Annotated in this window: 17 protein-coding genes; 12 read left to right on the top strand and 5 right to left on the bottom strand. The window is 39.6% G+C overall.

The features are described from left to right. Positions 1 to 186 precede the first annotated feature (186 nt). The 4 genes from I1A42_RS07635 to I1A42_RS07650 all read right to left on the bottom strand — a co-directional run bounded on the left by I1A42_RS07635 (position 187) and on the right by I1A42_RS07650 (position 3,890). Positions 187 to 639, bottom strand: a complete 453-nt coding sequence (locus I1A42_RS07635) for a tellurite resistance TerB family protein (protein ID WP_161157902.1) — start codon at positions 637 to 639, stop codon at positions 187 to 189. 130 nt (positions 640 to 769) lie between these two features. Further along, positions 770 to 2,707, bottom strand: a complete 1,938-nt coding sequence (locus I1A42_RS07640) for an alkaline phosphatase D family protein (RefSeq protein WP_196123110.1) — start codon at positions 2,705 to 2,707, stop codon at positions 770 to 772. Positions 2,708 to 2,716: 9 nt separating this feature from the next. After that, entirely contained in the window at positions 2,717 to 3,085 is a 369-nt protein-coding gene (locus tag I1A42_RS07645; protein WP_161157904.1) for a VC1380 family protein, read from the bottom strand. A gap of 211 nt (positions 3,086 to 3,296) precedes the next feature. Further along, entirely contained in the window at positions 3,297 to 3,890 is a 594-nt protein-coding gene (locus tag I1A42_RS07650) for an FMN-dependent NADH-azoreductase (protein WP_161157905.1), read from the bottom strand. A gap of 308 nt (positions 3,891 to 4,198) precedes the next feature. On the opposite strand from I1A42_RS07650, the gene hrpA reads away from it, so the two are divergent. Continuing rightward, positions 4,199 to 8,134 carry an ATP-dependent RNA helicase HrpA gene (gene hrpA / locus I1A42_RS07655; RefSeq protein WP_196123111.1) on the top strand — a complete coding sequence of 1,312 codons (3,936 nt, stop codon included), beginning with the start codon at positions 4,199 to 4,201 and terminating at the stop codon, positions 8,132 to 8,134. Positions 8,135 to 8,239: 105 nt separating this feature from the next. Further along, a complete protein-coding gene (locus I1A42_RS07660) occupies positions 8,240 to 8,716 on the top strand; it encodes an outer membrane beta-barrel protein (RefSeq protein WP_196123112.1) in 477 nt (158 codons plus the stop codon). A 104-nt stretch (positions 8,717 to 8,820) separates the two neighbouring features. Here the strand turns inward: I1A42_RS07660 and I1A42_RS07665 are convergent, their stop codons facing one another. Continuing rightward, positions 8,821 to 10,302, bottom strand: coding sequence for a carboxypeptidase M32 (locus tag I1A42_RS07665; protein ID WP_196123113.1), 1,482 nt, complete (start codon positions 10,300 to 10,302; stop codon positions 8,821 to 8,823). Between the two features lie 504 nt (positions 10,303 to 10,806). On the opposite strand from I1A42_RS07665, the gene I1A42_RS07670 reads away from it, so the two are divergent. The 10 genes from I1A42_RS07670 (at position 10,807) to I1A42_RS07715 (ending at position 24,964) form a co-directional block, all read left to right on the top strand. Beyond that, on the top strand, positions 10,807 to 11,325 hold the full coding sequence (locus tag I1A42_RS07670) for an Hcp family type VI secretion system effector (protein ID WP_161157909.1): 519 nt from the start codon (positions 10,807 to 10,809) through the stop codon (positions 11,323 to 11,325). Between the two features lie 137 nt (positions 11,326 to 11,462). Next, the gene (locus I1A42_RS07675) at positions 11,463 to 13,739 is read left to right on the top strand and encodes a type VI secretion system Vgr family protein (protein WP_196123114.1); all 2,277 of its coding nucleotides are present in this window, start codon (positions 11,463 to 11,465) and stop codon (positions 13,737 to 13,739) included. A gap of 9 nt (positions 13,740 to 13,748) precedes the next feature. Continuing rightward, positions 13,749 to 16,259: a hypothetical protein gene (locus I1A42_RS07680; protein WP_196123115.1), complete on the top strand. Its 2,511-nt coding sequence runs from the start codon at positions 13,749 to 13,751 to the stop codon at positions 16,257 to 16,259. Further along, a complete protein-coding gene (locus I1A42_RS07685) occupies positions 16,252 to 16,845 on the top strand; it encodes a hypothetical protein (RefSeq protein WP_196123116.1) in 594 nt (197 codons plus the stop codon). Before I1A42_RS07680 ends, I1A42_RS07685 begins: the two co-directional genes overlap by 8 nt. A 208-nt stretch (positions 16,846 to 17,053) precedes the next feature. After that, positions 17,054 to 17,587 (top strand): hypothetical protein, encoded by a 534-nt coding sequence (locus I1A42_RS07690; RefSeq protein ID WP_196123117.1) that lies wholly within the window; start codon positions 17,054 to 17,056, stop codon positions 17,585 to 17,587. A 330-nt stretch (positions 17,588 to 17,917) separates the two neighbouring features. Then, positions 17,918 to 18,787 (top strand): tetratricopeptide repeat protein, encoded by an 870-nt coding sequence (locus I1A42_RS07695; protein WP_196123118.1) that lies wholly within the window; start codon positions 17,918 to 17,920, stop codon positions 18,785 to 18,787. A gap of 336 nt (positions 18,788 to 19,123) precedes the next feature. Beyond that, positions 19,124 to 20,110, top strand: coding sequence for a tetratricopeptide repeat protein (locus tag I1A42_RS07700; RefSeq protein WP_196123119.1), 987 nt, complete (start codon positions 19,124 to 19,126; stop codon positions 20,108 to 20,110). A 923-nt stretch (positions 20,111 to 21,033) separates the two neighbouring features. Further along, positions 21,034 to 21,786: a trehalose-phosphatase gene (otsB, locus tag I1A42_RS07705; protein WP_196123120.1), complete on the top strand. Its 753-nt coding sequence runs from the start codon at positions 21,034 to 21,036 to the stop codon at positions 21,784 to 21,786. Beyond that, a complete protein-coding gene (locus tag I1A42_RS07710) occupies positions 21,783 to 23,579 on the top strand; it encodes a glycoside hydrolase family 15 protein (RefSeq protein WP_196123121.1) in 1,797 nt (598 codons plus the stop codon). The genes otsB and I1A42_RS07710 overlap by 4 nt, the downstream gene beginning before the upstream one ends. Continuing rightward, positions 23,576 to 24,964: an alpha,alpha-trehalose-phosphate synthase (UDP-forming) gene (locus tag I1A42_RS07715; protein WP_161154582.1), complete on the top strand. Its 1,389-nt coding sequence runs from the start codon at positions 23,576 to 23,578 to the stop codon at positions 24,962 to 24,964. The genes I1A42_RS07710 and I1A42_RS07715 overlap by 4 nt, the downstream gene beginning before the upstream one ends. The last annotated feature ends 163 nt before the right edge of the window (positions 24,965 to 25,127 follow it).

Genomic DNA, 25,127 nt, shown 5'->3' on the forward strand with positions numbered 1-25,127 from the left:
CCGCATTATATTGTCACAAAACTGTCTAATCAGGGTCATGAAAAAGACACATTCACTTTGTATCGTATGCATACTCGTCCGAGTGACAATATAATAACGATCCCATTTACTGGTTTATGGAAAGCTCACTGATCATGCGCTTTCCTTTTTTTTTTGCCTTAAGTTCTAGCTCTAAGAAAAATCGCGCTATTTCTTGCCTTTCTCTGTCACTAATAACTTCGCACGAATAAATTCACCGTGATCAACATAAAGCAGTTCTGCTGCTTTACGAATGACGGCATCTTCAAGCGGGTCTATCTCACCATCGGCGTGAGCAACTTCCCACATGGCTTTGATTAAATCAAAACGGGCTTCTTGAGACAATTCGCGCAATTGAGTCGTAAATTCATACAGAGAGGCGGATTGTTTAATCTGTTCATCGGCTTGAGTGATCAGTGCTTGAGCGTCACTGTCGCTAACATTAAGCAGCTTCTTGAGCAGTTCCAACTTAGCGTCGTGCTCTTGTTGATTGATATCGTGATCGGCACCCGCCACTTCAGCCAGCAAACAGGCAATAGCAAAATTGGGGTTTTGGCTTTGTTGGCTAAGATCGGTTCCCTCAAGTAATTGTTTAAAGAGAGAATGTAACGAGTTAAACATAAAGCGACACCTTGTTTTGTTTGTTGACTTGGTTGCAGCAGCTAATACTGCTTTCTATCTTTTTGAGTTGTTGCTTGTTAAGCATTATGTAAATGGTGATTATTTACAACTATATCAAGCCCGATGAACTTCATTTTGGTACAGTCGGGGCAAAGACCACTTCATGGCCCGAGCTAGTGATAATACCGACATATGAAGGTTTGCCCTCTTTATCTAATTTGAGTTCTCCGACTGCTGCAGAGTTCACTAAGTGGCGATATTTTTCTTGGTCAGGATGACGTTTACGAATTTTAAGCCGTTTACGTTTAGTGAACCAGTTTAATGGCGAACGTGGGCTATATAAAAGGGTATCGGCATAATCACAGAGGGTCAATAATGGTTCTGGGAATTGGTTCTTAAACCCACTACACGTGATTTGAAATATATTAGGGCTCGATTTACGCGAGCGCAGGTGGATGTCATAAGCAAAAGAGTAGTGCACATCGCCAGACAAAATAACATAGTTCGTTGGTGTTTTACTGTGCGTAAAAATGCTTAACAAGGTATTGGCACTGCCGGGGTGAGCCATCCAGTTTTCTGCATCGACCATCAAGGGTTTGCCAAACCAAGTCATGATACGTTGCAGCGTTTCAATGAACTTAACGCCGAATATAGGCGCGGCAGACACAATCAATACTTTCTCTTGATGGAGAATATTTTGCTGTAGTTCCATTAATGCCTCCCAATCCATCAAACCGGAGGGGCGGTTTAAATTGGATTCTGAGCGCCACCGTTGAGTTCGAGTATCTAACACAATCATCTTTGGCGATGTATCTGTGGTGTAATGCCAATGCTCATAATCGTATAGGTTAGCAATGAACTGATCATGGTGCTCCTTTGTAGGCTGATGAGCGTATTGCTTAACTGTAGCGAAAAATTCATTATCGAACTGCTCAGGGCAATTTCCCCAACCTTGAAAGAACCAATACCCCATCAAAGCATTACCAATGATACGTTTCGCCAGCGGTTGATGCATCGCGGCATATTCCCAACCTGCTGTTAGGTTCCAATCGTCGGTGACATCATGATCATCAAAAATCATATATGTGGGTAGATGAGCGAGCATGCGTTGAATATCGTGAAGACCACGATAAAACTGATTAAGGGCAGACCACTCTGTTTGCCATTCTTGTTGAGTGGCCGAAGGTAAACTCTCAAAAATGGTACGATAATGTTGGCTCTCTAATAGTGATAGGTTATCCCATAACGTAGGGGACCAGACTAAGAGATACATAGCGGCAAACTCGGCAAAACTTATCAGGTGATTATCACTGTCGGTCGAGGTGAAAATTGCCCGATTTTTGCCCCCTTTTAAAGGTGTGTTTTGGGCATTAAATGTTGGTAATAAGTCTTTGCGCCCATAATAACTGCTTGGATGTTGGTAGAGCGCTTTACTGTCAGTAAAATCGGCTTTATCAAACGTTTCATCATATAGTCCTAACTCGGAAATGACGCGGTGAATAGCCGCGAGCATAGGGCCTGCAACATGATCAGCGTATATTTGATCGCCACTCATCATGAAAAGGTCGGGGCGTTCGTGTGGTAACTGTTGAGCGACTTTTTTACTCACTGTATGCAGCGCATCTTTACAAGGATCATGCGGGTTGCGACACGAGCCATGCAAGATGTAATCAGCGCGGCCAGTAAAACGAAAATACGGTTTTGCTTCACCTTCATAGCAGAGGTGGGGATAGAGTTGACTTAACGGACCATGTTGCGTGTTGATGTCATAATAGTAGTGGGTATCAGGTGTTAACTGACAGGGTAAACGCAGTAGATAAATCCATGCCTTAGACCCAATTTGAAAACGGTTCGGGCAAGCAGTTTCAACTGTTTCCTCGATAGAGGCGGAGAAAAATGGGGTTTGTTGCTGCGACTTTTCATCACTACTGCTCCTGCTAAACAGTTCAACGTTACCTTGTAACTCTTCGGAAGTGGCAAGCCAAATCACCACTTCATCGGATGAGCATTTTCTAATAATAGGGCCAACGAGTAGCAGAGGAAGCGATGGGGAATGGTCTTGAGGCAATCGAAACTCCTATTCAGCTGGGGTTCCTTCTTCAAAAATGATGGAGCCCAACATTTCAATGAATTCAGCACTGGTACGCTCATGAGCAACCAAAAGCAGAGCTAATAATGCCTCAGTTTTTGCCTTTTGTCCGCTGTCTTCTTGTAAGATTCGTGCAATTTGTTGTCTGATAAGTTCGACTTCATGTTCAACAAACCCCCGACCTTCTTCTTCACCTTGTTCTTCTTCTGGCGCATTGTCGAAATCTAAAAAGAGGAAATCATCATGGCTATAAGCATTGACGAGTTGTTCAGGCAACCAGATATCGCCAGTAACTAACTCGGGGTCATTACCGTCAGGAAGAGTGTGTAATAGTGCTTTAAGTTCAGACGCTTTCACAGTATCGAATCACTTAGTGAGTAAAGAAAAAGTATTGTAATAGAAAGTGTATCGGTTTGTCTCATATAAACATAAGCACGCAATAACTGTTTGAGCAAACTTTGCGGCGGTTTTTCGACAAAATAGGTAGGACAGCGTTCGCTGATGGGAAAAAATAATAAAGGCCATCACGATGATGACCTTTGACTAACGGTGGTTGACCGATATTGCCTTATAGGCTGATAGCGCTTAGTTCAGCTTTTGCTGTTTCTAGGCCTTTTGCTAGGTTTTCGTCGCCCATGTTTAGTGCTTCAGCGTAAGCAAATTCCACATCAGTGATACCAATGAAACCTAGAATAGTTTTTAGGTAAGCGGTTGCGATGTCTTGCGGTGCATCTTTATGAATGCCGCCACGAGTTGTGATAACGACCGCTTTCTTACCTTTGATCAGACCTTCTGGGCCATTTTCAGAGTATTGGAAAGTCACGCCAGCGCGAGCGATTAAATCAAACCAGTTTTTAAGCTGAGTTGGTACGGTGAAGTTATACATTGGTGCTGCGATCACAAGTGTGTCTGCTGCTTTCAATTCTTCGATTAGCGTATCAGATAAAGCAACGACTTCTTTTTGTTCTGCTGTTTGATCTGCGTTACCAGCAGAACCAAGTGCGTTCACAACTGAAAAATCCAAAACAGGAAGTGGATTTGCAGCTAGGTCACGTAGAGTGGTTTGCTCTTTATCAAATTGAGCAAGGTACTCGTCTAGAAGTTTGCTTGATTGAGAATATTCACCAAGAATGCTTGATTTAAGTGCTAATACACGAGACATAGTGTGTTTCCTTATCCGTTTCATTATTGTGTCGTTGATGGTGTCATCATATCGTTGCGTTAGAAGCATCTTAAGTAGGTAAACTTGCTTAACATGTTCAACTTTTTCGAATATAGACTCTATGATTATCCGCAACTTACTGTTTATTAACAAGCTTAATTCTGTTTAATTAATGCATTTATCATTCGATTGAGTGATATTACATTGCAATATGGCACGTTTGATTTTGTGACAACGGGTTTAGCACTTGCAACTCTGTGTTACAATCCGCGCAGATTTTTGTTTCAACAGAATAAATAGGAAGCGCTTTGACTCATTCTCAAGTCAACTCAGACAAGCCTGCACATGCGCAGGCCAATAGTGCAAAGTCCCTTAAACAAGCACTTAATCAATGTTTGATTAAAGATCGTTTTCGTCTCAGCAAACGCATAAACGGCGCAAGTAAAATTAAAAATAACGAAGCGCGTAGTGCCGTATTTGATGAAATCGCTCTCGATATCGCCAAATCAATGATGGTGGTTCAGCAGCGTCAGCAAAGAACTGTGACGTTGGAATATCCTGAACTGCTGCCAGTCAGTCAAAAGAAAGATGACATCGCAGAAGCGATTGAAAATAACCAAGTCGTGATCATTGCGGGTGAAACCGGCTCAGGTAAAACGACGCAAATTCCTAAGATTTGTGCCGAACTCGGCCGTGGTCAATTTGGTTTAATTGGTCACACTCAGCCACGTCGTCTGGCGGCTCGCTCTGTTGCAAATCGTATTGCAGAAGAGATGCAAACCCAAATGGGAGATGTTGTTGGTTATAAAGTGCGTTTTAGCGATCAAGTGTCTGATCAAACGCAAATTAAACTGATGACCGATGGTATTTTGTTGGCGGAGATTCAAAATGATCGTTTTTTGAATCAATACGACACCATCATTATCGATGAAGCTCATGAGCGCTCGTTGAACATCGATTTTATTTTGGGCTATCTAAAACAGTTATTACCACGTCGCCCTGATTTAAAAGTCATCATTACTTCAGCGACTATTGATCCCGAACGATTCTCAGAGCATTTTTATGATGCACCTATCATTGAAGTCTCTGGCCGAACTTATCCTGTAGAAACCCGTTATCGCCCATTAGGTGGTGAAGAAGAGAGTGAAAGTGACCACGATCAGTTAGAGGGCATCAAGCAAGCGGTAGAAGAACTGTGCGATGAAGGTTTGGGTGATATTTTGGTGTTTATGAGTGGTGAGCGTGAAATTCGTGATACTGCTGACGCGCTAGGTAAAATGAAACTGCGTGATACCGAAATAGTGCCATTGTATGCGCGTTTGTCTGCCGGCGAACAAAATAAGATATTTCAGCCGCATGCAGGACGCCGCATTGTGCTTTCAACCAACGTGGCCGAAACATCGTTAACGGTTCCGGGTATTAAGTATGTGATTGACCCAGGTACCGCGCGTATTAGTCGTTACAGTTATCGCACGAAAGTGCAGCGCTTACCGATCGAACGTATTTCTCAAGCCAGTGCCAACCAGCGTAAAGGCCGTTGTGGTCGTGTTGAAGAGGGGATCTGTATCCGCCTTTATTCAGAAGAGGATTTCAATGCCCGCTCTGAATTTACTGACCCAGAAATTTTACGTACCAACTTAGCCTCGGTTATCTTACAGATGACGGCATTGGGCTTAGGTGATATCGAAGCGTTTCCGTTCGTTGAAGCGCCAGATAAACGCAACATCCAAGATGGTGTTCGATTACTTGATGAGCTTGGTGCGATCAGTGAAAAGACCAAAGGCGACAAGAAGGTAAAAGTATTGACGACAATGGGGCGTCAATTAGCCAATTTACCGATTGATCCGCGTTTAGCGCGTATGGTTCTCGAAGCACCTAAAATGGGCTGTTTGAAAGAAATCATGATTATTGCATCGGCGTTATCGATTCAAGATCCGCGTGAACGCCCAAGTGATAAAAAGCAATCGTCTGACGATAAGCATCGCCGTTTCTTCCATGAAGACTCCGATTTCTTAACTTTTGTTAACTTGTGGGAATACCTGCAGAAGAAACAAAAGGAACTGAGTAACAACCAGTTCCGCCGCCATGTAAAAGAAGAATACATGAACTATCTGCGTATTCGTGAGTGGCAAGATGTGTATACCCAATTGCATCAAGCAATGCGTGACATGGGCGGCAAACTCAATACTGAGCCGGGCAGTTATCAAGGTGTTCACACTGCGATTTTAACGGGTTTACTTTCACATATAGGCCTTAAAGATCAAGAGAAAAACGAGTATCAAGGTGCGCGCAATGCTCGTTATCATATTTTCCCTGCTTCAGGACTCTTTAAGAAACAGCCTAAATGGGTGATGTCAGCAGAGCTGGTTGAAACATCGAAACTTTGGGCTCGTGTGGTGGCTAAAATTCAACCTGAATGGGTAGAGCCGCTGGCAAAACATCTGATTAAACGTAGTTACAGTGAGCCGCATTGGTCGAAAAAACGTGCGGCGGTTATGGCTCATGAAAAAGTGATGCTATTTGGTATTCCTATCGTGGCCAAACGCCTAGTGAATTACGGCAATATTGATTCAGCCGTCAGCCGTGAAATCTTTATCCGCAGCGCGCTGGTGGAAGGTGAATGGGAAACGAAACACGCTTTCTTTAAACAAAACCGCGCATTGCTGCATGAAGTGGAAGAGCTTGAACATAAATCTCGTCGGCGTGATATTTTGGTCGACGATGAAGAACTGTTCCAGTTCTACGATCAACGAATCGGTACTGATGTAGTTTCGGGGCGTCACTTTGATACATGGTGGAAAAAAGTTTCCAAAGACACACCGGAACTTCTTAACTTTGAAAAAGAGATGCTGGTTAAAGGGGATGCAAGCCATGTCACTGAGCTTGATTACCCGAATTTCTGGTATCAAGACGGACTCAAACTTAAGCTCAGCTACCAATTTGAGCCGGGAGAAGATAGTGACGGTGTCACAGTTCATATTCCATTACCTATCTTAAACCAGGTTGAACCCCAAGGATTTGATTGGCAGATTCCAGGGCTACGTCATGAGTTGGTGGTGAGTTTGATTAAATCGCTACCAAAGACGCTACGCAAAAACTTTGTTCCAGCGCCTAACTACGCCGATGCGTTTCTCGCTCGTGTCAAACCGATGGAATTACCGCTGCTCGATGCGCTAGAAAAAGAGTTGCGCCGCATGACTGGTGTCGAAGTATTACGTGAAGATTGGAAATGGGACCAGATACCAGAGCACTTGAAAGTGACGTTTCGTGCAGTCGACCATCGCAATCGTAAGCTTAAAGAAAACAAAGATTTATTTGAGCTAAAAGAGAGCTTAAAAGAGAAGGTGCAAGAAACCTTATCAAAAGTCGCAGACGATGATATCGAGCAAAAAGATCTTCACACTTGGTCATTTGGTGAGTTGCCGCGTGTTTACCAGCAAAAACGTGGGGGCTTCGATGTTAAAGCTTACCCAGCGCTGGTAGATAACAAAGACAGTGTCGAAATTAAACTATTCGAAACCGAACAAGAACAGCATAGTGTGATGCAGCAAGGTCAGCGCCGTTTAGTGTTACTTAATGTTCCATCACCAATCAAATACTTACATGCGAATTTACCAAATAAATCAAAACTTGGACTGTATTTTAACCCCTACGGTAAAGTTCTCGATTTGATTGATGATTGCATCGCATGTGGGGTCGATAAACTGATTGAACAGCACGGTGGCATTGTTTGGGAGCCAGAACAGTTTGAAGCATTGAAGGAACAAATTCGTGGCGAACTCGGCGATACAGTTGTGGACATTGCGCAGCAGGTAGAAAGTATTTTGACGACAGCGTTTAATATCAATAAACGACTGAAAGGGAAGATCGACTTTTCTATGGCATTTGCGCTTTCAGACATCAAAGCACAAATCGAAGGTCTCATTTTTAAAGGCTTCGCTACGGAGTGTGGTTGGAAACGTCTGCCGGATATCCTACGCTATATGAAAGCAATCGAGCGTCGTATGGAGAAATTACCGATCGATCCTAATAAAGATCGGTTGCACATGCTAAAAATAGAATCCGTGACTAACGATTATCAGGAACTCTTGAATAAGATACCGAAAGGAATGGTCGTACCGGAAAAAGTTAAAGAGATCCGCTGGATGATTGAAGAGTTGCGAGTGAGTTACTTTGCTCAGCAGCTTGGAACGCCTTATCCAGTCTCAGATAAGCGAATTAAAAACGCGATAGATGAATGTTAGGTATGGGATTTGCATCTTCCTGATATATCACTATAATCTGGCGGGATATGTGGCAAAGGATGGCCGATTACAACCTTTGCCGCACTTAAATAGAGAAGGTTAATCATGAAAAAGACATTACTAGCATTGGCTCTGATCGGTGCATCTACTTCAGCATTTGCTGATTCATGGGTTTATGGCGGTGCTTCAGTAGGTACGGCTGATTTGAATGGTGAGTCAGGTACAGCATATAACGTGCATGTTGGTACAGGCCTTCTACCTCTTATTGGTGTCGAAGCGGGTTACAACAAATTTGAAGATTTCAGTAACTCTGGCGGTTTAACAATCGATGATACTTACGTGGCTGTAAAACCAAGTATTAACTTTGGCCCACTGCAAGTGTACGGCAAAGCGGGTCTTCATAAATGGGATTCTTCTTATTCTCACGATAACGGTGATGATGGCTATGACACTATGTATGGGGTTGGTGCTGACTACGAAGTCTTTGGTCCAATATCTGTGGGCGCGAACTTCATGAATTACATGGTTGATGGTGATAACGTAGAAACATACTCGCTAACAGTTTCAATCAACTTACTGTAAAGACAAGTATTTATATTTGTTTCAATAAAAAGGAGCCGTGTAAACGGCTCCTTTTTTATGTCATCGAAGTTAAAATCTAAATCGCTAATTCGCTCAAGTGAGATTTAAAGATAACGTGATTTGAGATGCTGTTTGAAGAACGCTGGATTTAACACTTCTCCAGTCGCTTGTGTAAGAATTTCATTGGTAGTGTACAAACTGCCTTTGCTCCAAACATGGTCGTTAAGCCATGTGAAAATAGGAGAAAGATCGCCAGAATCCAAAACACTCTCTACATCAATCGTTTTGCGCATGGCTGCCATAAATTGAGCCGCATACATTGCACCCAGTGTATAACTTGGGAAATAGCCAAATGAACCATCGGTCCAATGAATATCTTGCATGCACCCTTGGCGGTAATTCCCTTTTGTCGATAAACCTAAGTAGCCTTGCATTTTTTCGTCCCATAATTCTGGAACATCGGCACAAGTGATCTTGCCATTCATTAAATCACGCTCAATTTCGTAGCGCAAAATGACGTGTGCAGGGTAGGTTAACTCATCAGCATCAATGCGGATAAAGTCTTTCTTCACCCGAGTGTATACTTTTTGCAGGTTAGCTACGTCAAACAGACCCTCAGTACTATCGTCGAATCGGCCTTTAATGAGCTTGGCTAAATGGGCGATAAAATGTGGGTTGCGGCCCAATTGCATTTCAAAAAATAGGGACTGAGATTCATGCACCCCCATAGAACGGGCTTCGCCAGCACGAGTACCAGCCAATGCACGTGGCAAACCTTGTTCATAACGAGCATGCCCCGTTTCATGAACAATACCCATAATGGATTGAACAAATTCACTTTCATCGTAGCGCGTGGTAATGCGCACATCGGTAGGTACACCCCCACAAAATGGGTGAACACTTTCATCTAACCGGCCATGAGAAAAGTCAAATTGCAGTAGCTTCATCACTTCTTTACCGAGTGCTTTTTGTGCTTGTGCCGGGTAGTGACCTTTGGGCTCAATCACAGGTTCTGACGCTTGCTTTTCTATGGCTTGATCGATCATGTCAGGTAGCCAAGATTTTACATCGGTAAAGACTTTGTCTAGCGACTCACTGGTTGTGCCGGGTTCATATAAATTAAGCATTGCATCATAAGGCGTTGTTCCTGCCACTTCTGCTCGAATTTGTGCCTCTTGCTGAGACAATGTGACCACTTCTTGCCAGTTTGCAATAAATCCTTGCCAATCGTTTTGAGTACGCTGTTCACGCCATGCATGTTCACATTTTGACCCAGCGAGTGATTTGGCTTCCACAAATTCGTCAGGTAGGACGGTCGCTTGTTGCCATTGCTGCTTCATTTCTCTGAGAATAGCACTCTGAGTTTGGTCGAGATTTTCTTGCGCTGCGGATTCGAACCATTCCTCTAGTTGAGGTTGGGTTCTCATTTGATGGATATGAACAGAGAGCTCAGCCATCGCTGCGCCGCGAGCTTCGGCACCACCGGAGGGCATGATAGAAGATTGGTCCCAGCTAGAAATGGCGTATAAGTGCTCAAAATTGGCGACTTTCTTTGAATGCTTAACTAGTTTTTCGAATGCGCTCATAGAATAGACCTACATGATAAAAGAATAAGTTTTGATAATAGCAAACAGGCGCAAATTATCATCTCATTTCTCTTGTGGTTGGGTAGGGTAAAACGCGCATTATCATAGGGTTGGTCGTTATATCCGATGCCAAGTAAATTCTGTCACTCGCTATCAACATCAACATAACTCTGACAGTTGGTTGTGGATGAGGTGACATACTAAATAGTGCTGAGTAGGGCGAGGAACCTTGCCTATGCGAGCAAAAACTTGCTCAGTCTTAGGCAGGTTATTGCTTAAATAAGTGATAGATAATTATAACTATATGAATTTTATAGGTGAGAGACTTGGCATTGACCTTGCTCTTATCTATAGACCATCAACATGATGGAAAAAGTTCACAATGTGGTCATGAGTATGAACGAATCTGATACACAGGCTTAATAAAAAATAGTATTAGAGGGGCATTGTGGAAAATATAAATAAAAACAACCCATTGGTTATTCAACGTTAGAAGGATTTGTTATGCCAACTCCATGTTATATCTCTATTGAAGGTCAAACCCAAGGTCTTATCACGGCCGGAGCTTGCACCGCAGATTCAATTGGTGACTCTTATGTAGAAGGTCACGAAGATGAAATGCTGGTTCAACAATTTGACCACAATGTGACCGTTCCGACCGATCCTCAATCAGGTCAGCCTGCAGGCCAACGAGCTCACAAGCCATTCAAATTCACTGTGTCTCTCAATAAAGCCGTTCCTTTGCTATACAACGCACTGGCTGCTGGTGAAAAAATGACATCGGTTACTTTAAAATGGTATAGAACTTCTATTGAAGGTAAGCAAGAAAACTTCTTCACCACGACACTAGAAAACGCATCTATCGTCGATATTCGTTGTGAAATGCCTCACTGCCAAGACCCAGCAAAATCAGATTTCACACAAAATCTGACTGTCTCAATGACATATCGCAAAATTACTTGGGATCACGTTAATGCAGGCACGTCCGGTGCTGATGACTGGCGCACACCAGTTGAAGCGTAATCTTAGCAAGTACACAACTATCGCCTGCTTATTGGCAGGCGATAACATAAACCTTAAGCACAGAACATCACATTAACAATGATGTGTTTTGTGCTTAAGGTTTTGACGTATATAAAAAGATCATAGGAAATGTCAGGATGGCGACGTTAAGTTATAAAATACAAATTGATGGCTTAGAAGAAGATACGTTTGTAGTTCGAGGATTTGATGGGCACGAATCCATCTCGGATAGTCAGTTTAAAGGCGAGCCCTGCTATGGTTTTCGCTATATGGTGCAATTGGCGAGTCGTCAATCAAATATCACCGCCGATCAAGTTGTCGACCGAGGCGCAGAATTAACTCTGTATCGTAATGGGGAGCTAGTGCAGCGGGTTAACGGTATCGTGCGCAGTTTCAGTAACGGTGATATCGGTCATAATTTTAGTTTTTACGATTTAACACTAGTACCATCGCTAGAGCGTCTCTCTTTACGTCACAATAGTCGTATTTTCCAACAGTTGACAGTTCCTGAAATTATTTCTGTATTGCTTCAAGAAATGAAAATCACCGCGTTTGCTTTTTCTGTCGCGAGAGACTGTGCAAAGCGTGAGTTTTGTGTGCAATATCGAGAAACCGATCTTGAATTTTTACATCGCATTGCCGCCGAAGAGGGCTTAGTTTACAGCTTCGAACATACAGAGGGTAAACATACCATTCTGTTCACTGATAAAACGGAAAGCTTTCCTTGGGTAAGCGAATCTGTTCCTTACAACGTGTTATCCGGTGGCGCTGTTGACACTCAATATGTGTCAAGTTTGGTCGCGAAGACTCAATCAGAAGTGTCCAGCGTTGAACAACGTGATTATAGTTTTAAAAAGCCAACTTATACCTTTGCGCAAAGCTCAGCTGCGACCGATGCGCAATATCAACAGTCAGATTACGAACACTATGATGCGCCAGGGCGCTATAAAGATGACGTAAGTGGTAAAGCGTTTAGTGATATTCGATTAGCCTACTTACGTCGTGATGCTAAAACCCTGACAGGGAAAAGCAATCATATGTCCCTGCGCGCTGGTTATCAGTTCAGTCTTGAAGAACATTTAAATGATGAGTTAAACACGGATTATCTTGTGGTTGGAGTGTCTCATCAAGGTGAGCAACCTCAAGCGTTAGAGGAAGAAGCGGGAAGCGGCGCAACCACTTACGCTAACCAGTTTAAGCTGATTCCTGCAACATCACTATGGGAAGCTGTGCCGCAGCCTAAACCTCAAGTGGACGGTCCGATGATAGCGATTGTCGTTGGCCCTGATGGCGAGGAGATTTTCTGTGATGAGTATGGCCGGGTTAAATTGCATTTCCCATGGGATCGTTATTCTAACACTGATGAACTGAGTTCTTGTTGGGTACGCGTAGCTCAAGATTGGGCGGGTAGCCAATATGGTATGGTTGCCATCCCGCGTATTGGCCATGAAGTGATTGTTTCGTTCCTTAATGGCGATCCCGATCAGCCTATTGTCACTGGCGGTACTTATCACGAGACCAACACGCCTCCTTACGTATTGCCGGATAATAAAACCAAAACGGTAATTCGAACCGAAACTCACCAAGGTGACGGTTATAACGAATTAAGTTTTGAAGACCAAGCTGAGCAAGAACAAATTTTCCTGCATGCCCAAAAAGATTATGAAGGCATTACCGAAAACGATCATAACCGTCAGATTCATAACAATAAGAATCTAACTGTAGATGCCAATCACTACACCCAAGTGAAAAAGAACGTCCATGAAACCATCAAGGGCGAAAAGCGTGAAGCAGTCAATAAAAACCGCACCTTTATCATCGACGGAAACTTACACGTTAAAACCGGTAAAGTGTGGGTGAACGACACCACGACAGAAGTACACATCAAAGCAGGTCAAAAAGTCGTGATTGAATCCGGCTCAGAAATTACCGTTTCTGCTGGTGGCAGCTTCGTTAAAGTCGACCCATCCGGTGTGCACCTTTCTGGCGCTGGAATTAACCTCAACTCAGGCGGCAGTGCAGGAAGTGGTACAGCGATTAGTGCATTGGCAGCAACTCTACCAAAAAGCTTGACGAATGACACCGCAGTAGAAGAAATCGTGAATGGAGATGTTGCAGCGACACAAGCGTCAGGAACAGCCGCTGTAACCACAGGCCAAGGTAAAGATGTTACTATGGCTGAAACAACCACTGCAACGTCTACAAGCACTAGTTCATCATCTTCAAGTACAACAAGTAGTTCAACTTCAACAGCAGCGTCCAGTGCCATAAGCAGCGCAACATCGAGCAGAAGTGCAGCGACAACGACAGCAAGTACAGAAACTACAACATCAACGTCAGAAACAACCAGTGAAGATACTGATGACTCATCTAAATCCGGTGGGGCAGGCTTTAACTACATCTTCTCGGCTTAAGGTTTTATTATGAAATTTGTATACCCAATAACAAAATCAGATGGCAGTGAATTTCCAAATCAAGACGAATTAGAAACAGTCATTAGCCAAGAAACGATAGGCCAATATGGCTTTAACCCAAGCCACAATACATTTCATGGTGGCATTCATTTTACTAAAGTAAATGCGCCTTGGGTAAGAAAGTATTACCCAATTAGAGCAATTGCTGATGGCAATATTATTGCCTGTCGTTTATCTGAAGATTATCCCGAAACTGAATACGGACATCAAAAATTGCCGTTTAGCCACAACTTCTGTCTTATCGAGCATGAATTTGACTATAAAGATGACGACGACAATGATGCCACCTTCAACTTCTACAGCCTTTATATGCATTTAGCGACCATAAATGATGACAAAAGTGATGTAGAAGAAGAACCTATTCAGCATGTATTGGCTCAGTCGTGGTTTGCCAGAGCGATGCCAAAAATTTCTAACGAATTAAATACATACGTTAAACTGAAGAAAGGCACGGTTCTCTTACTTGATGAAGATTCTCAACCACGAACGTTTGAATCTAATGGGATTACTTATAACTTTAAAAAGTACGAAATAAAAGATAATAAAGGACTACGAGATAGTCTTGCAGGGGTGGGTAACAACGTATGGTTAGCGGATGATCCATCACCAAAAGAAAGTGATCCTCAATTTATCATTACAGGGGGACCCGTTGAAAATGCGCCTGAACCTATTTGGTTTTATCAGAAGCTGACAGGTGAAATCACTTGTAATACATCTATTCGTGTTCGTTCTGACCCTAAAACTAACGGTGATGCCGGTGATGTGATTGGTCAAGCATATAATGGGTGCACGATAAGCTTTTCAAGAACCAGTGATACAAAATTCTGTCGCATTGGCGGAAAAAAATATTTGATGGCGCGATGTGATTTTACGAATAATAAAGCGTTTCAAGGTAATCAACAAACCGTTAAGTTAACATCAGGCTGGATTGCCATCACTGATGCTTACGTAAAAGTGAATGAAAAATCGGATATTTTAGATTTTAATGATGAAAATACGCCTGTTACGTCAACGAATATTCCTGTGAAAGCCGGTGAGCCTATCGGCTACTTAGGCCGTTTTGACGTGTTAATTTATGATCAAGAGCGGGGGTATGTGGCAGATAAAAGATATCAGCTTCATCATGAATTAATTTCGCTCGATAAACCACCAAAAGCCTTTTTAACCGCATTCTTCGGCGATGAAAAAGCGGCCAACTTACAATTTGCATCGGATGAAAATTCACATGGATATCTTCTCAAGAAAGATCCAAGTGATTTTTTCCGCGATCTAGCGTTATGCGCTAAAAAGTCAGTAACCAACGCTGAAAAGTGTGACGCTGTCACAGTTGAAGATGATGAGCTAAAATCGGTATTGCTACCTCAAGACGCGAGTAAGTTGACGGTCGTGCAACACACGAGTGAGTGGTATCATAAGTCTGATACTAGTTTGCTATTTCAAGAGTTAACGTATTTGTTTGGTGATAATAAAAGACTTAAACATGAAAAAGACCGTGCAGACCAATTGGCCTGGATGCAAGACACTGCGTTGTTTAAAGATAATGCTGTAGTGTGGAACTGGTGGCCTATAAGTAGTAACATTTTATATAAATATACTTGTCGAGATAATAATATAGTTGTAAAAGCGACCAGATATAATTCAGTGATGGGACCTGTAATTTGGGGAAATCATTCATTAGATTCTGTTAATGAAATTTGGGATAAATTAATAGACAATTCAACGATTACTCAAAATGAAAGTATAATTATAAAGAGTATGGCTAAAAATGAAGGTAAATTGGATTCTGTGCAGAGTTATGATAGTGAATTACTCACTGCTGGAGCAATGCAAAAGACGATAAAAGTAGAAGGGAATGGTGAGTTATTAGAACAATTAATTAAATTTAGTGAGAACAATAAAAAAGAATATATTGAGTATTTTTATGATTATGGATGGATTATTAAAAATGATAACTTGTTTTTTCAACATCAAGATATAGCAGATGGAAGGTTATTATCAGGAAATGAATTAAAAACGATAATAAGATCGTCATGTATAGGAAAGAATGTTGGAGATGTGATTGATTGTATACCTATAAAAAATCTAGGTTATTCAATCCAACAAGATGCATATGTTAAGTTACAAATATTAGATTTTGTGAAAAGGCTCAGATTTGTCTTAAATTCTCAAATAACGATAAAAAATAACTCACACACAATTGGTAGTATTTTTACTGATAATTTATCTCGAGCTGTAATTTTAGATCAAAGTGTTAATAGGCCAGGATACGTTAAGCGAGATCTGGAATTGGCAATAAATACTTATATTAAAAATAGTAATATAAGCTCAATTATTGACTCTTTGGACGATGATAACAGAGGTGACGTAATAGAAGGTATATTAAGAATATACAAATCAAATAGAAGAATGACTGATTCAATAAAAAGATTTGAAAATATTGAGGAAATATTAAATGCATAAATTTAATATATTGACTTTGACGTTAATAAGTTTTAGTTTTTCTGCTTATTCACAGTTATTAAGTGTGAGTAAAAATAATATCATTTACAATGATAATTTAAATTTGTATTCAGATGTTAATAAGTTTTCATTTGGGCAACCGAGCGATATATTTAACTTTTCGCCTGATAAAAAATATGTATTAATTCAAAGGATAGAGAACTATACTTTATATGACAGTAATAATAAAAAAATAAATGGGTCAAAAAATTATTGTGATGTAATACGATTAAGTGATGGTTGTCCTATCAGTTACTTTTCTGGTGCTATTTGTGGTGCATACTGGAATAATAGCAATGAGTTAGTATGGTATGATGGAACTGTAAGTATAAACGATAGAGACGTGAAATTATTAAATCCACATAAACTATCTAAGTTCATCGAGCAACAAGGATTAGTTTATAATATATCCGCATACTCAAGATGTTATCCTGTCAATGTTAATAATAAAGACTCTTATGAAAAAATAGAGTTTTATTTAAATAAAACAAATAGACTTAAAGAGGCGAAAGAACTTAATAATAAATTAAAGAATATCGATAATTAAAATTATTAATATAAATAGTTATGAATTGAATTTACCCCAAAAAAGGTGATGGCTAAGTCCTGATTTCGAAAATTGTTGTGTTCAGGACTAAAATTTTTCTGCAGGGGTTAAATAATTCTGTGTAACAATCAGTGTATTTTAATATTTACCCTTGATATTTTTATATTGAAAAAATAATATTATTAGTTATTGGGCCAAGGAGAATTAAGTGTATAAATTCATATGGTTAATTGGTCTAAGTTCATATTTTTCGAATTGCAGTAATGCGGTTGAATTAAATACTGATAATTTCCCCAATTTAAAATCAACATCAACATCAACATATTCATATACTATTGGTAAGTCAGTTATACATAGCGATTACTCTATAATATTCGATTCGTTTCTTGGTAGCGATGGGAATACTTCCTGTGTTATTCCTGTTTATGATGGGGAAATAGAAAATAAATATTGCTTAACGAGTGCGATTGATTATAGTGAACATAAAATGAAACAATATTTTTATGCTGTTAACTTGGGTCATATAGACATACAAAATTTTACAGACAAAGACGTAAAAGTTAACTATTCCTCCGTATCTAGTGTTAAAAAACATAAATTTATTTTTAATAAGGTTCCAGTCTTAAGTGTATCTGGCAAAGTTGAGCATAGAGCGACATGTTCATTATCAATAGATGATATAAGTGATCCTGAATTCCCAGTTTTAAATATCGAATCGACAATATGTGAATTAGGACAGTAGTTTTTTAGTAAGTGAATACAAATATGATCCTCAGACACTATCCTTTTTGGCAATGATTATTCACAATGAAGTAGAAGAAATAAATCTTGGCTAGAGCCATTATGTGCTTTTATACGTAAGCTTGGATGTTGTAATACTTAACGCTGAAAACTCTTTGTCCAAAAGAAAGGAACAGTTCAGACAACGAACGATACTTTGATAGTTAGGTGATATTTCAAGGTGAATAAGTTACGAACTTGTTGTATGACTGGTGAAACGATAATAGGCTAAGGAGTGTCTCTTCTATGTACGTTATAAATTATTTTAATATAATCAAAGAGATTATGTAATATGGATAATTTTTTCATCATAATTATCTTTAGTTTGTTCATCAACTTTTCAGCATCAGCTAATCAGATTAAAAACTATACTGTAGATGTCGATATTAATAACGACGGTAATGTAGATAAAATTGAAATATTTAATAATGAATTATATTTTTATTTGAATAAAAACAATACCTATAAATTGATTGATCACATCAACGATTTTTCTAGCGATGGTGGATATTCGCTAACGTCTGTAACTTCAGATACAAATTTATTAAAACTTAGCTACAGTTTTTCTAACAGTAATGCTGAAAAATTAGATATATATCTTTCTTATGATGAAACTCTTTTTTTGACAAAAATAATAGGAACGCATAGCTTTCCATTTGATTATGATAATCGAATTGAATCTTGTACGAAATTTATAAATAAAAAACTGATAAATAAAATAGCTCTTGAGGAAGACTTGTTAGACTTCAGTAAAAGCCAATGTATAAATGAGTTTGAAATTACTGATTCACTTAAAGATTTTATAAAAAGAGCTAAATATGAAAGCAAAGATAAATTAATGTTAGTAAGCCGTTACAAAAAACTAATGACTCTATATCCTATAACAAAAAGAAATGAATATATTTATAATAATATTGGATATTTTTTATATAAAAAAGAGATGTTTAAAGAATCTATTTACATACTTAATGAAGTAATTAGTTTTGATAGTAATAGGGTTTTTGCGTTATTAAATATTGCTGATGATTATTGGTTTGACCAACATAAAAAAGATGCGTATAAATATTATTTAATATATATCAATCTTATGAAAAAATTAGGTAAAGAAAATAAAATACCCAAATATGTTGATGAGCGTTTAATATATTATAAGAACAATTAATAAAGGGAATTAGGCTCTAACACAGATTAATCTAATTATAGCGAATCATAAATTGTTGCCTAAGAGCCTGCATTACTTTTTAAGGTGAAACATATCGTTCAGATTTTCATGACGTTACAACTGAGTTCCAAAATGTACGTTGGAAACTTTTTCAGCAAGTATTGTTATCAGGATATACATTTTAGTTAGAATTGGAATTTATGTAAGTTTGGATAAAAGGTAAATCCCCACCTTTAGGTACGACAAAGTGACTAGTGATCTTGGTTATGTAGAAGAAGAATAGTGCGCTACGATAGAACAGAAAATTTATAAATTGACTTTAAAACTCGGTATTTTATGAGAAAAATAATCATATTTCTATTTTTATATATAATTAACTTTGTAACATATTCGTCAATTCTTTCAGATAATGAATTGGCGTTATCTTTAACTAATACTGAAAATGTACCGCTTAACACAAAAGAATTCAAAACAATTAATGGTGATATTGATATAAAAATAAACAAGAGCCCAAAAAACAATAGTTACGAAGATAGGTCTGGTTTCACTATGCCTTCTACTCAAGATATTACTATAAACATAAATGATGGTTTATTTGTGAAAAAATTTTATGATATACCATCATATGGACAGTTTATAAAATTCAATTATTGTTTAGATAGTAATAATGTAATAATACTTTCAATTATTTTAAAAAATGGCGATTTTTCAAAAACGTTTGGTGCCTATTTAGATCATAAACCATTGTTATTAAAGATCAAAAAAGACAAATTAGAAAACTTAACGGAAAAACATCCTAATTTATTCAAAGATGACGATGGTAGAACATATACTAGTACTAGTGGCGTAGTTTATCCGTATATATCATCAAAATCAATTTTAAATAGATTAGTCTCTAAGGAGATTTGTGTATCAAATCTACCAATTGATGAAAAAATCATATCAAGTGATCAGACTATTTCTCCACCTATGGCAAGTAAATTAGCTGAGGAAGGAAAAAACTTACCGTTAAATAATTTATTAGAAATTATAGATGAGTATCCGGTTTCTATAAAAAATGTCGTAGACTATAATAATATCGGATATTTTTTATATAAAAATAAAAACTATAAATCTTCAAAATTTATTTTGGAGTATATTTTACAGATTTTTCCCAAAAGAACGGTTGCATATATTAATTTAGGTGATACCTATTGGAAGTTAGGTGAAATAAATGAAGCTAAACATATGTACAAATATTATATTTATTTTATGAAGAAAGAGGGGAAAGAAAGTAAAATTCCTACATATGTGCTTGAACGTAAAACAACCGAAGTTAAATAAAGGTACTAGTTTTAGGTTTTGTTGCGTAATTCGATGGAACTAAATCAGGAAGTTACGATCTGTTCGGCTACATCCGTTAATCATCGTAGCCTTATGCCGAAACCTCGTTACAAAACAACTAACTGGAAGCAGTAAAACAAAGCCTAAGCCCTAATCAATCGTGGTTCAATCCTTTTCGTCACAAGTGGCCCGAACAGGTTCATGAATGGAGTGGTGAGCGTTGTAATGGTTATGATTTTCCTACCTGTTGTATGAAATAACGTATAAAACGTAACCCCCCATATTCAAAGTGGATATGGGTTTGTAGTGGCATATTAAACTTAAGCCTCTAATTCAACTTCGAAGTGATAGACTTCTATCTTGACTGGAGCTATTCCATACGTGAAGTGCGACACTTGCTAATGTAAGGCAGCCAATGTTATTTCTTTAAATCTTATCGCGTTCATGTTGAAGTCTAAACACTTTCGTTAGAGATAATTAATCGGTAGTGTAGTGAACTTTATATCGTTGTCCGTTACTGTTGTTAGGTTGGTTCCTTTTTCACATGTTTCTTTAAATCATTAGCATTTTCTGCATTCATAAAGTTTATGAGAAATAGTGTGGAATGTATTTTGGCTATATCGATTAATAATTTCACAAAGTAAACAAAAATGTAATAACGCTGAATTTCATCATGTAAGTGAATGTGTTTATTAGGTTAAATTATTTATAATCAACAAATTACAATCCGTTAGGTGGTGTTTGTATACTATTAAAAATCTATGATTAATTGAATTATTCTCGCTGATGTTCACATTATTTCCTCAGTTAATTGCAACAATTTATCAATTTTACATAGGATCGTTATAACCATATTTCAAGGTTGTTTTCTGCTTTTTATAGCGTTATGGTAATAAAGAACTTGCTAAAATGTGCGGGGGATAATGATGAATACATTACCTAAGCTGCCTTTTGAGCAATCTGCAATTTTTTTAGATTTTGATGGGACACTAGTAGATTTAAAACCGACGCCTGATGCAGTGATAGTCACTGATAAAGTCAAAAATACGTTGCGGCAAATAAACCGCGAGACGAATCAAGCGAGTGCCATCATAACCGGACGTAGTGTAGATTCACTCGACAGCTTACTGGCGATGCCTGAATTTAAAGTGAGCGGTAGCCACGGGATGCAGTTTCGTTTTGGAAACAGCCATACCGTTAATCAACATCCAGATGTTGTTGCTTTGCCTCAGTCTTTGTTGGACGAATGCCTACTGTTTTGTGCAGAGCAGCAATTGCTTCTTGAAGACAAGCCTCTTACGCTTGCCATCCATTACCGTGATCAACCGTTTAAAGAGCAGATGGTTGAACATTTTCTTAACGATGTCATAAACCGGTATTCAACACTTAAGCTTGCTGTGCAAAATGGCAAATTTATACGGGAACTGAAACCAGAATTTATTAATAAAGCTTCTGCTCTTACATACTTCATGAATTGTGCTGAATTTGAGGGGCGAGTCCCTTGGTATTTTGGCGATGACGTTACTGACGAAGATGCCTTTAAATGGGTCAACAATCACCATGGTGTGTCCGTTAAAATCGGCGAAGGGGCGAGTTGTGCTAATTATCGCTTGGAGTCTCCCGACGGTGTCATAGAATTTTTTCAAGCTATGCTGGAAAAAGGAGGGAACCAGTGATTGATAACAGTCTTGATCTTGCGTTGATTGGTAACTGCCGTATTAGCGCATTAATCGACAAAATGGGCGAGGTGGTATGGTCTTGTATGCCTCGTTTCGATAGTGACCCGGTATTTGCCTCATTACTTAAGACGGGTGAAAAAACGGAACAAATTGGCACCTATGGTATCGATTTGGATGGCTTTTCTCATAGCAAACAACAATACCGTAAAAATACGGCAATATTAGAAACAACGTTGTTCGACCAAAAAGGAAACGGTGTAAGGATCACTGATTTTGCGCCACGTTTGATGCTTTATGGCCGTGTTCACCGGCCAGTTTCCTTAATCCGAATACTGTCTCCAATTGGCTCACCAAAGATTCGAGTAAGGCTGCGTCCTGCGGATAATGAAACTGGGCAGCCTTATGTCAAAATCGAGGGGAGTAACCATATTAAGTATCTTAACGATACGCTTTCTCTTCGGTTGACCACCGATCTCTCGATTACTTGTATTCAAGATGAAAGTTGGTTCATTCTCGATCAAGATTCTTACTTAATCTTCGGTAATGATGAAAGCCTTGAAGAGCCTATTCAGCAGCTAACACTACGTTTTCTTAATGAAACAGAGCAGCATTGGCGAACTTGGGTTTGTAACTTAGCAATACCTTTTGAGTGGCAGGATGCGGTAATTCGATCGGCAATTACATTAAAGCTGTCAGCTTATGAAGATACCGGGGCGATTGTTGCGGCCATGACGACCTCGGTCCCTGAAGCCAAAAATACTCAACGCAATTGGGACTACCGGTTTTGTTGGTTGCGGGATAGTTATTTTACAGTGCACGCCTTAAACCGGTTAGGTGTCACCGCGACGATGGAGCAATACCTGCGTTATTTGATCAACCTCGCCACTAATATGGATGATGAATATCTTCAACCGGTGTTCTGTATTAATGGCAGTAAGCAGATGGAAGAAAAAATCATCAAGAAGTTGGATGGCTATCGAGGTATGGGGCCTGTTCGATTTGGTAACCAAGCTGCGGATCAAATCCAACATGATGTATACGGAGCTGTCGTACTTTCTGCTACGCAAATGTTTTTTGATGAGCGGATTCGCAAACCTGACGATAAGCGACTTTTCCCAGTTTTAGAACAAGTGGGTGAGAAAGCCGTTCAATACTATAACCAGCCTGATGCGGGATTATGGGAGTTACGTGGAAGTCAACATATCCATACCTTTTCCAGCATCATGTGTTGGGCTGCGGCGGACCGATTAGCTAAAATCGCCGCTAAGCTTCATCTGTCTGGCCGCCAAGAATATTGGGCTCGTCACGCCGAGTTAATCAAGCAGGATATTGATAGTAACGCTTTCAATAAAGAAATAGGCAGTTATACCGCCACATGGGGTGGCGACACTATGGATGCGAGTTTGCTATTAGCCTGCTCACTTGGATTTGTTTCGGGTGATGATCCTAAATTCATTGGGACCGTGGAAGCGATTGAACAACATCTACGGCCAAAAGGGAGTAAATACATCTTTCGTTATGTGATTGAAGATGATTTTGGCGAGCCTGAAAATGCGTTTACGATCTGCTCTTTTTGGTATATCGAAGCGTTATGTGCCATCGGGCGGTGTACCGAGGCGAGGGAATTATTTGAAGACTTATTGCAACGCCGCAATCACGTTGGGTTGTTATCAGAGGATCTAGACCCAGAGACAGGAGAATTGTGGGGTAACTTCCCGCAAACCTACAGTATGGTAGGCATTATTAATTGTGCTCGCATGTTAAGTCAAAGATGGGAGGATGAATTATGAGTCGACTTGTTGTTGTGTCTAATCGTGTTGCCAAGCCTGATACGGTAAAAGGGGGCGCTCATGGCGGCCTTGCTGTTGGAGTGTTTGCTGCGATGGAAGAATCTGGCGGTATCTGGTTTGGTTGGAATGGCAGAATTGAAAACAGACCGAGCACTGAAGTGAGAGAGGAGAGCCGCGGTAATATCGATTTCATTACGGTTGGCTTAAGGCAAAACGAATACAAGAATTTTTATCTTGGATACTCTAACAATGTTATTTGGCCTCTGTTTCACCAACGCCCTGATTTAATGCGTTATCGCAATCATTATCGGGCGGGTTATTTAGGCGTTAACCGAAAATTCGCCAATCATTTACTGCATTATCTAAAACCCGATGACACCATCTGGATTCATGACTATCAATTGATTCCAATGGCAAAAATGTTACGTGAGGCCGGGGTTAAATCTAAAATTGGTTTTTTCCTGCATACACCTTTCCCTGCATTTGATTTACTGCGTGCGTTACCGTATTACGACAATATGCTTGATGAACTGTTGAATTATGATTTGGTTGGGTTTCATACGCCGATTGATCAATTTGATTATCACCAAGCTATCGAACATACCTTTGGCGGTACGATTACAGAAACGAATCACATTACCTGTCACGGTCACGAACAAGACACTGGTGTGTATCCCATTGGCGTCGATCCAGAAGATATAGAAACCGCGGCGAATAAAGGGGTGAGTACTAAAGAGTATCTGCAATTACGTGAAGAACTTGGAGATAGAAAACTGATTATAGGGGTGGATCGGCTTGATTACAGTAAAGGGATATTTCATCGTTTCCAGGCCTATGATCAGCTACTCAAGAATAACCAAGACTTGCATCGTAAATTGGTCTATATGCAAGTGGCACCGACGTCTCGTGGCGACGTCAAAGCCTATGAGCAACTTGCCAAGCAAGTAGAACAATCAGCGGGACATGTAAACGGTACTTACGCAGATTTTGATTGGACACCGCTCCGTTATATTAATCGCGGGTTTAGACGTAGCACGGTTATCGCTTTATATAATATGTCTCATATTGGATTCGTAACGCCCTTACGTGATGGCATGAATCTAGTAGCTAAAGAGTATGTCGCAGCACAAAATCCAGAAGATCCAGGTGTACTCGTGTTATCAAAAATGGCTGGGGCGGCTTACGAGTTGGATGCGGCTTTAATTGTGAATCCATATGATACTGAAGCGGTGGCCGATACGTTAGCCAAAGCGATACGTATGCCGCTTGATGAACGTATTGACCGATGGAAACAAATGATGGCGATCATACGTAAAAACGATATTGTGGCGTGGCAAAGAAACTTTCGCCAAGATTTAAGGCATTACCCGCATAAACTGTTTTGATACGTTTTTAAATCAAGAAGGTTTAATGACGTTGTCACAACATAATTTTGTCTTATAGAGTAATGATTTATTAGAAATAATTTCTCAGTACATGATAATTGTTTACAGACATTCAAGGGCAGTTGCGGTATAACCTGATTAAAGCCGTTTATTGCCCGAGGGA

This window comes from Vibrio nitrifigilis, assembly GCF_015686695.1.
GTDB lineage: Bacteria > Pseudomonadota > Gammaproteobacteria > Enterobacterales > Vibrionaceae > Vibrio > Vibrio nitrifigilis.

What these genes read in the sequence shown, in the direction of transcription:
- I1A42_RS07635 (WP_161157902.1), bottom strand. Translation starts at nt 639, where the DNA reads ATGTTTAACTCGTTACATTCTCTCTTTAAACAATTACTTGAGGGAACC.
- I1A42_RS07650 (WP_161157905.1), bottom strand. Translation starts at nt 3,890, where the DNA reads ATGTCTCGTGTATTAGCACTTAAATCAAGCATTCTTGGTGAATATTCT.
- I1A42_RS07660 (WP_196123112.1), top strand. Translation starts at nt 8,240, where the DNA reads ATGAAAAAGACATTACTAGCATTGGCTCTGATCGGTGCATCTACTTCA.
- I1A42_RS07665 (WP_196123113.1), bottom strand. Translation starts at nt 10,302, where the DNA reads ATGAGCGCATTCGAAAAACTAGTTAAGCATTCAAAGAAAGTCGCCAAT.
- I1A42_RS07670 (WP_161157909.1), top strand. Translation starts at nt 10,807, where the DNA reads ATGCCAACTCCATGTTATATCTCTATTGAAGGTCAAACCCAAGGTCTT.
- I1A42_RS07675 (WP_196123114.1), top strand. Translation starts at nt 11,463, where the DNA reads ATGGCGACGTTAAGTTATAAAATACAAATTGATGGCTTAGAAGAAGAT.
- I1A42_RS07680 (WP_196123115.1), top strand. Translation starts at nt 13,749, where the DNA reads ATGAAATTTGTATACCCAATAACAAAATCAGATGGCAGTGAATTTCCA.
- I1A42_RS07685 (WP_196123116.1), top strand. Translation starts at nt 16,252, where the DNA reads ATGCATAAATTTAATATATTGACTTTGACGTTAATAAGTTTTAGTTTT.
- I1A42_RS07695 (WP_196123118.1), top strand. Translation starts at nt 17,918, where the DNA reads ATGGATAATTTTTTCATCATAATTATCTTTAGTTTGTTCATCAACTTT.
- I1A42_RS07700 (WP_196123119.1), top strand. Translation starts at nt 19,124, where the DNA reads ATGAGAAAAATAATCATATTTCTATTTTTATATATAATTAACTTTGTA.
- otsB (WP_196123120.1), top strand. Translation starts at nt 21,034, where the DNA reads ATGATGAATACATTACCTAAGCTGCCTTTTGAGCAATCTGCAATTTTT.
- I1A42_RS07715 (WP_161154582.1), top strand. Translation starts at nt 23,576, where the DNA reads ATGAGTCGACTTGTTGTTGTGTCTAATCGTGTTGCCAAGCCTGATACG.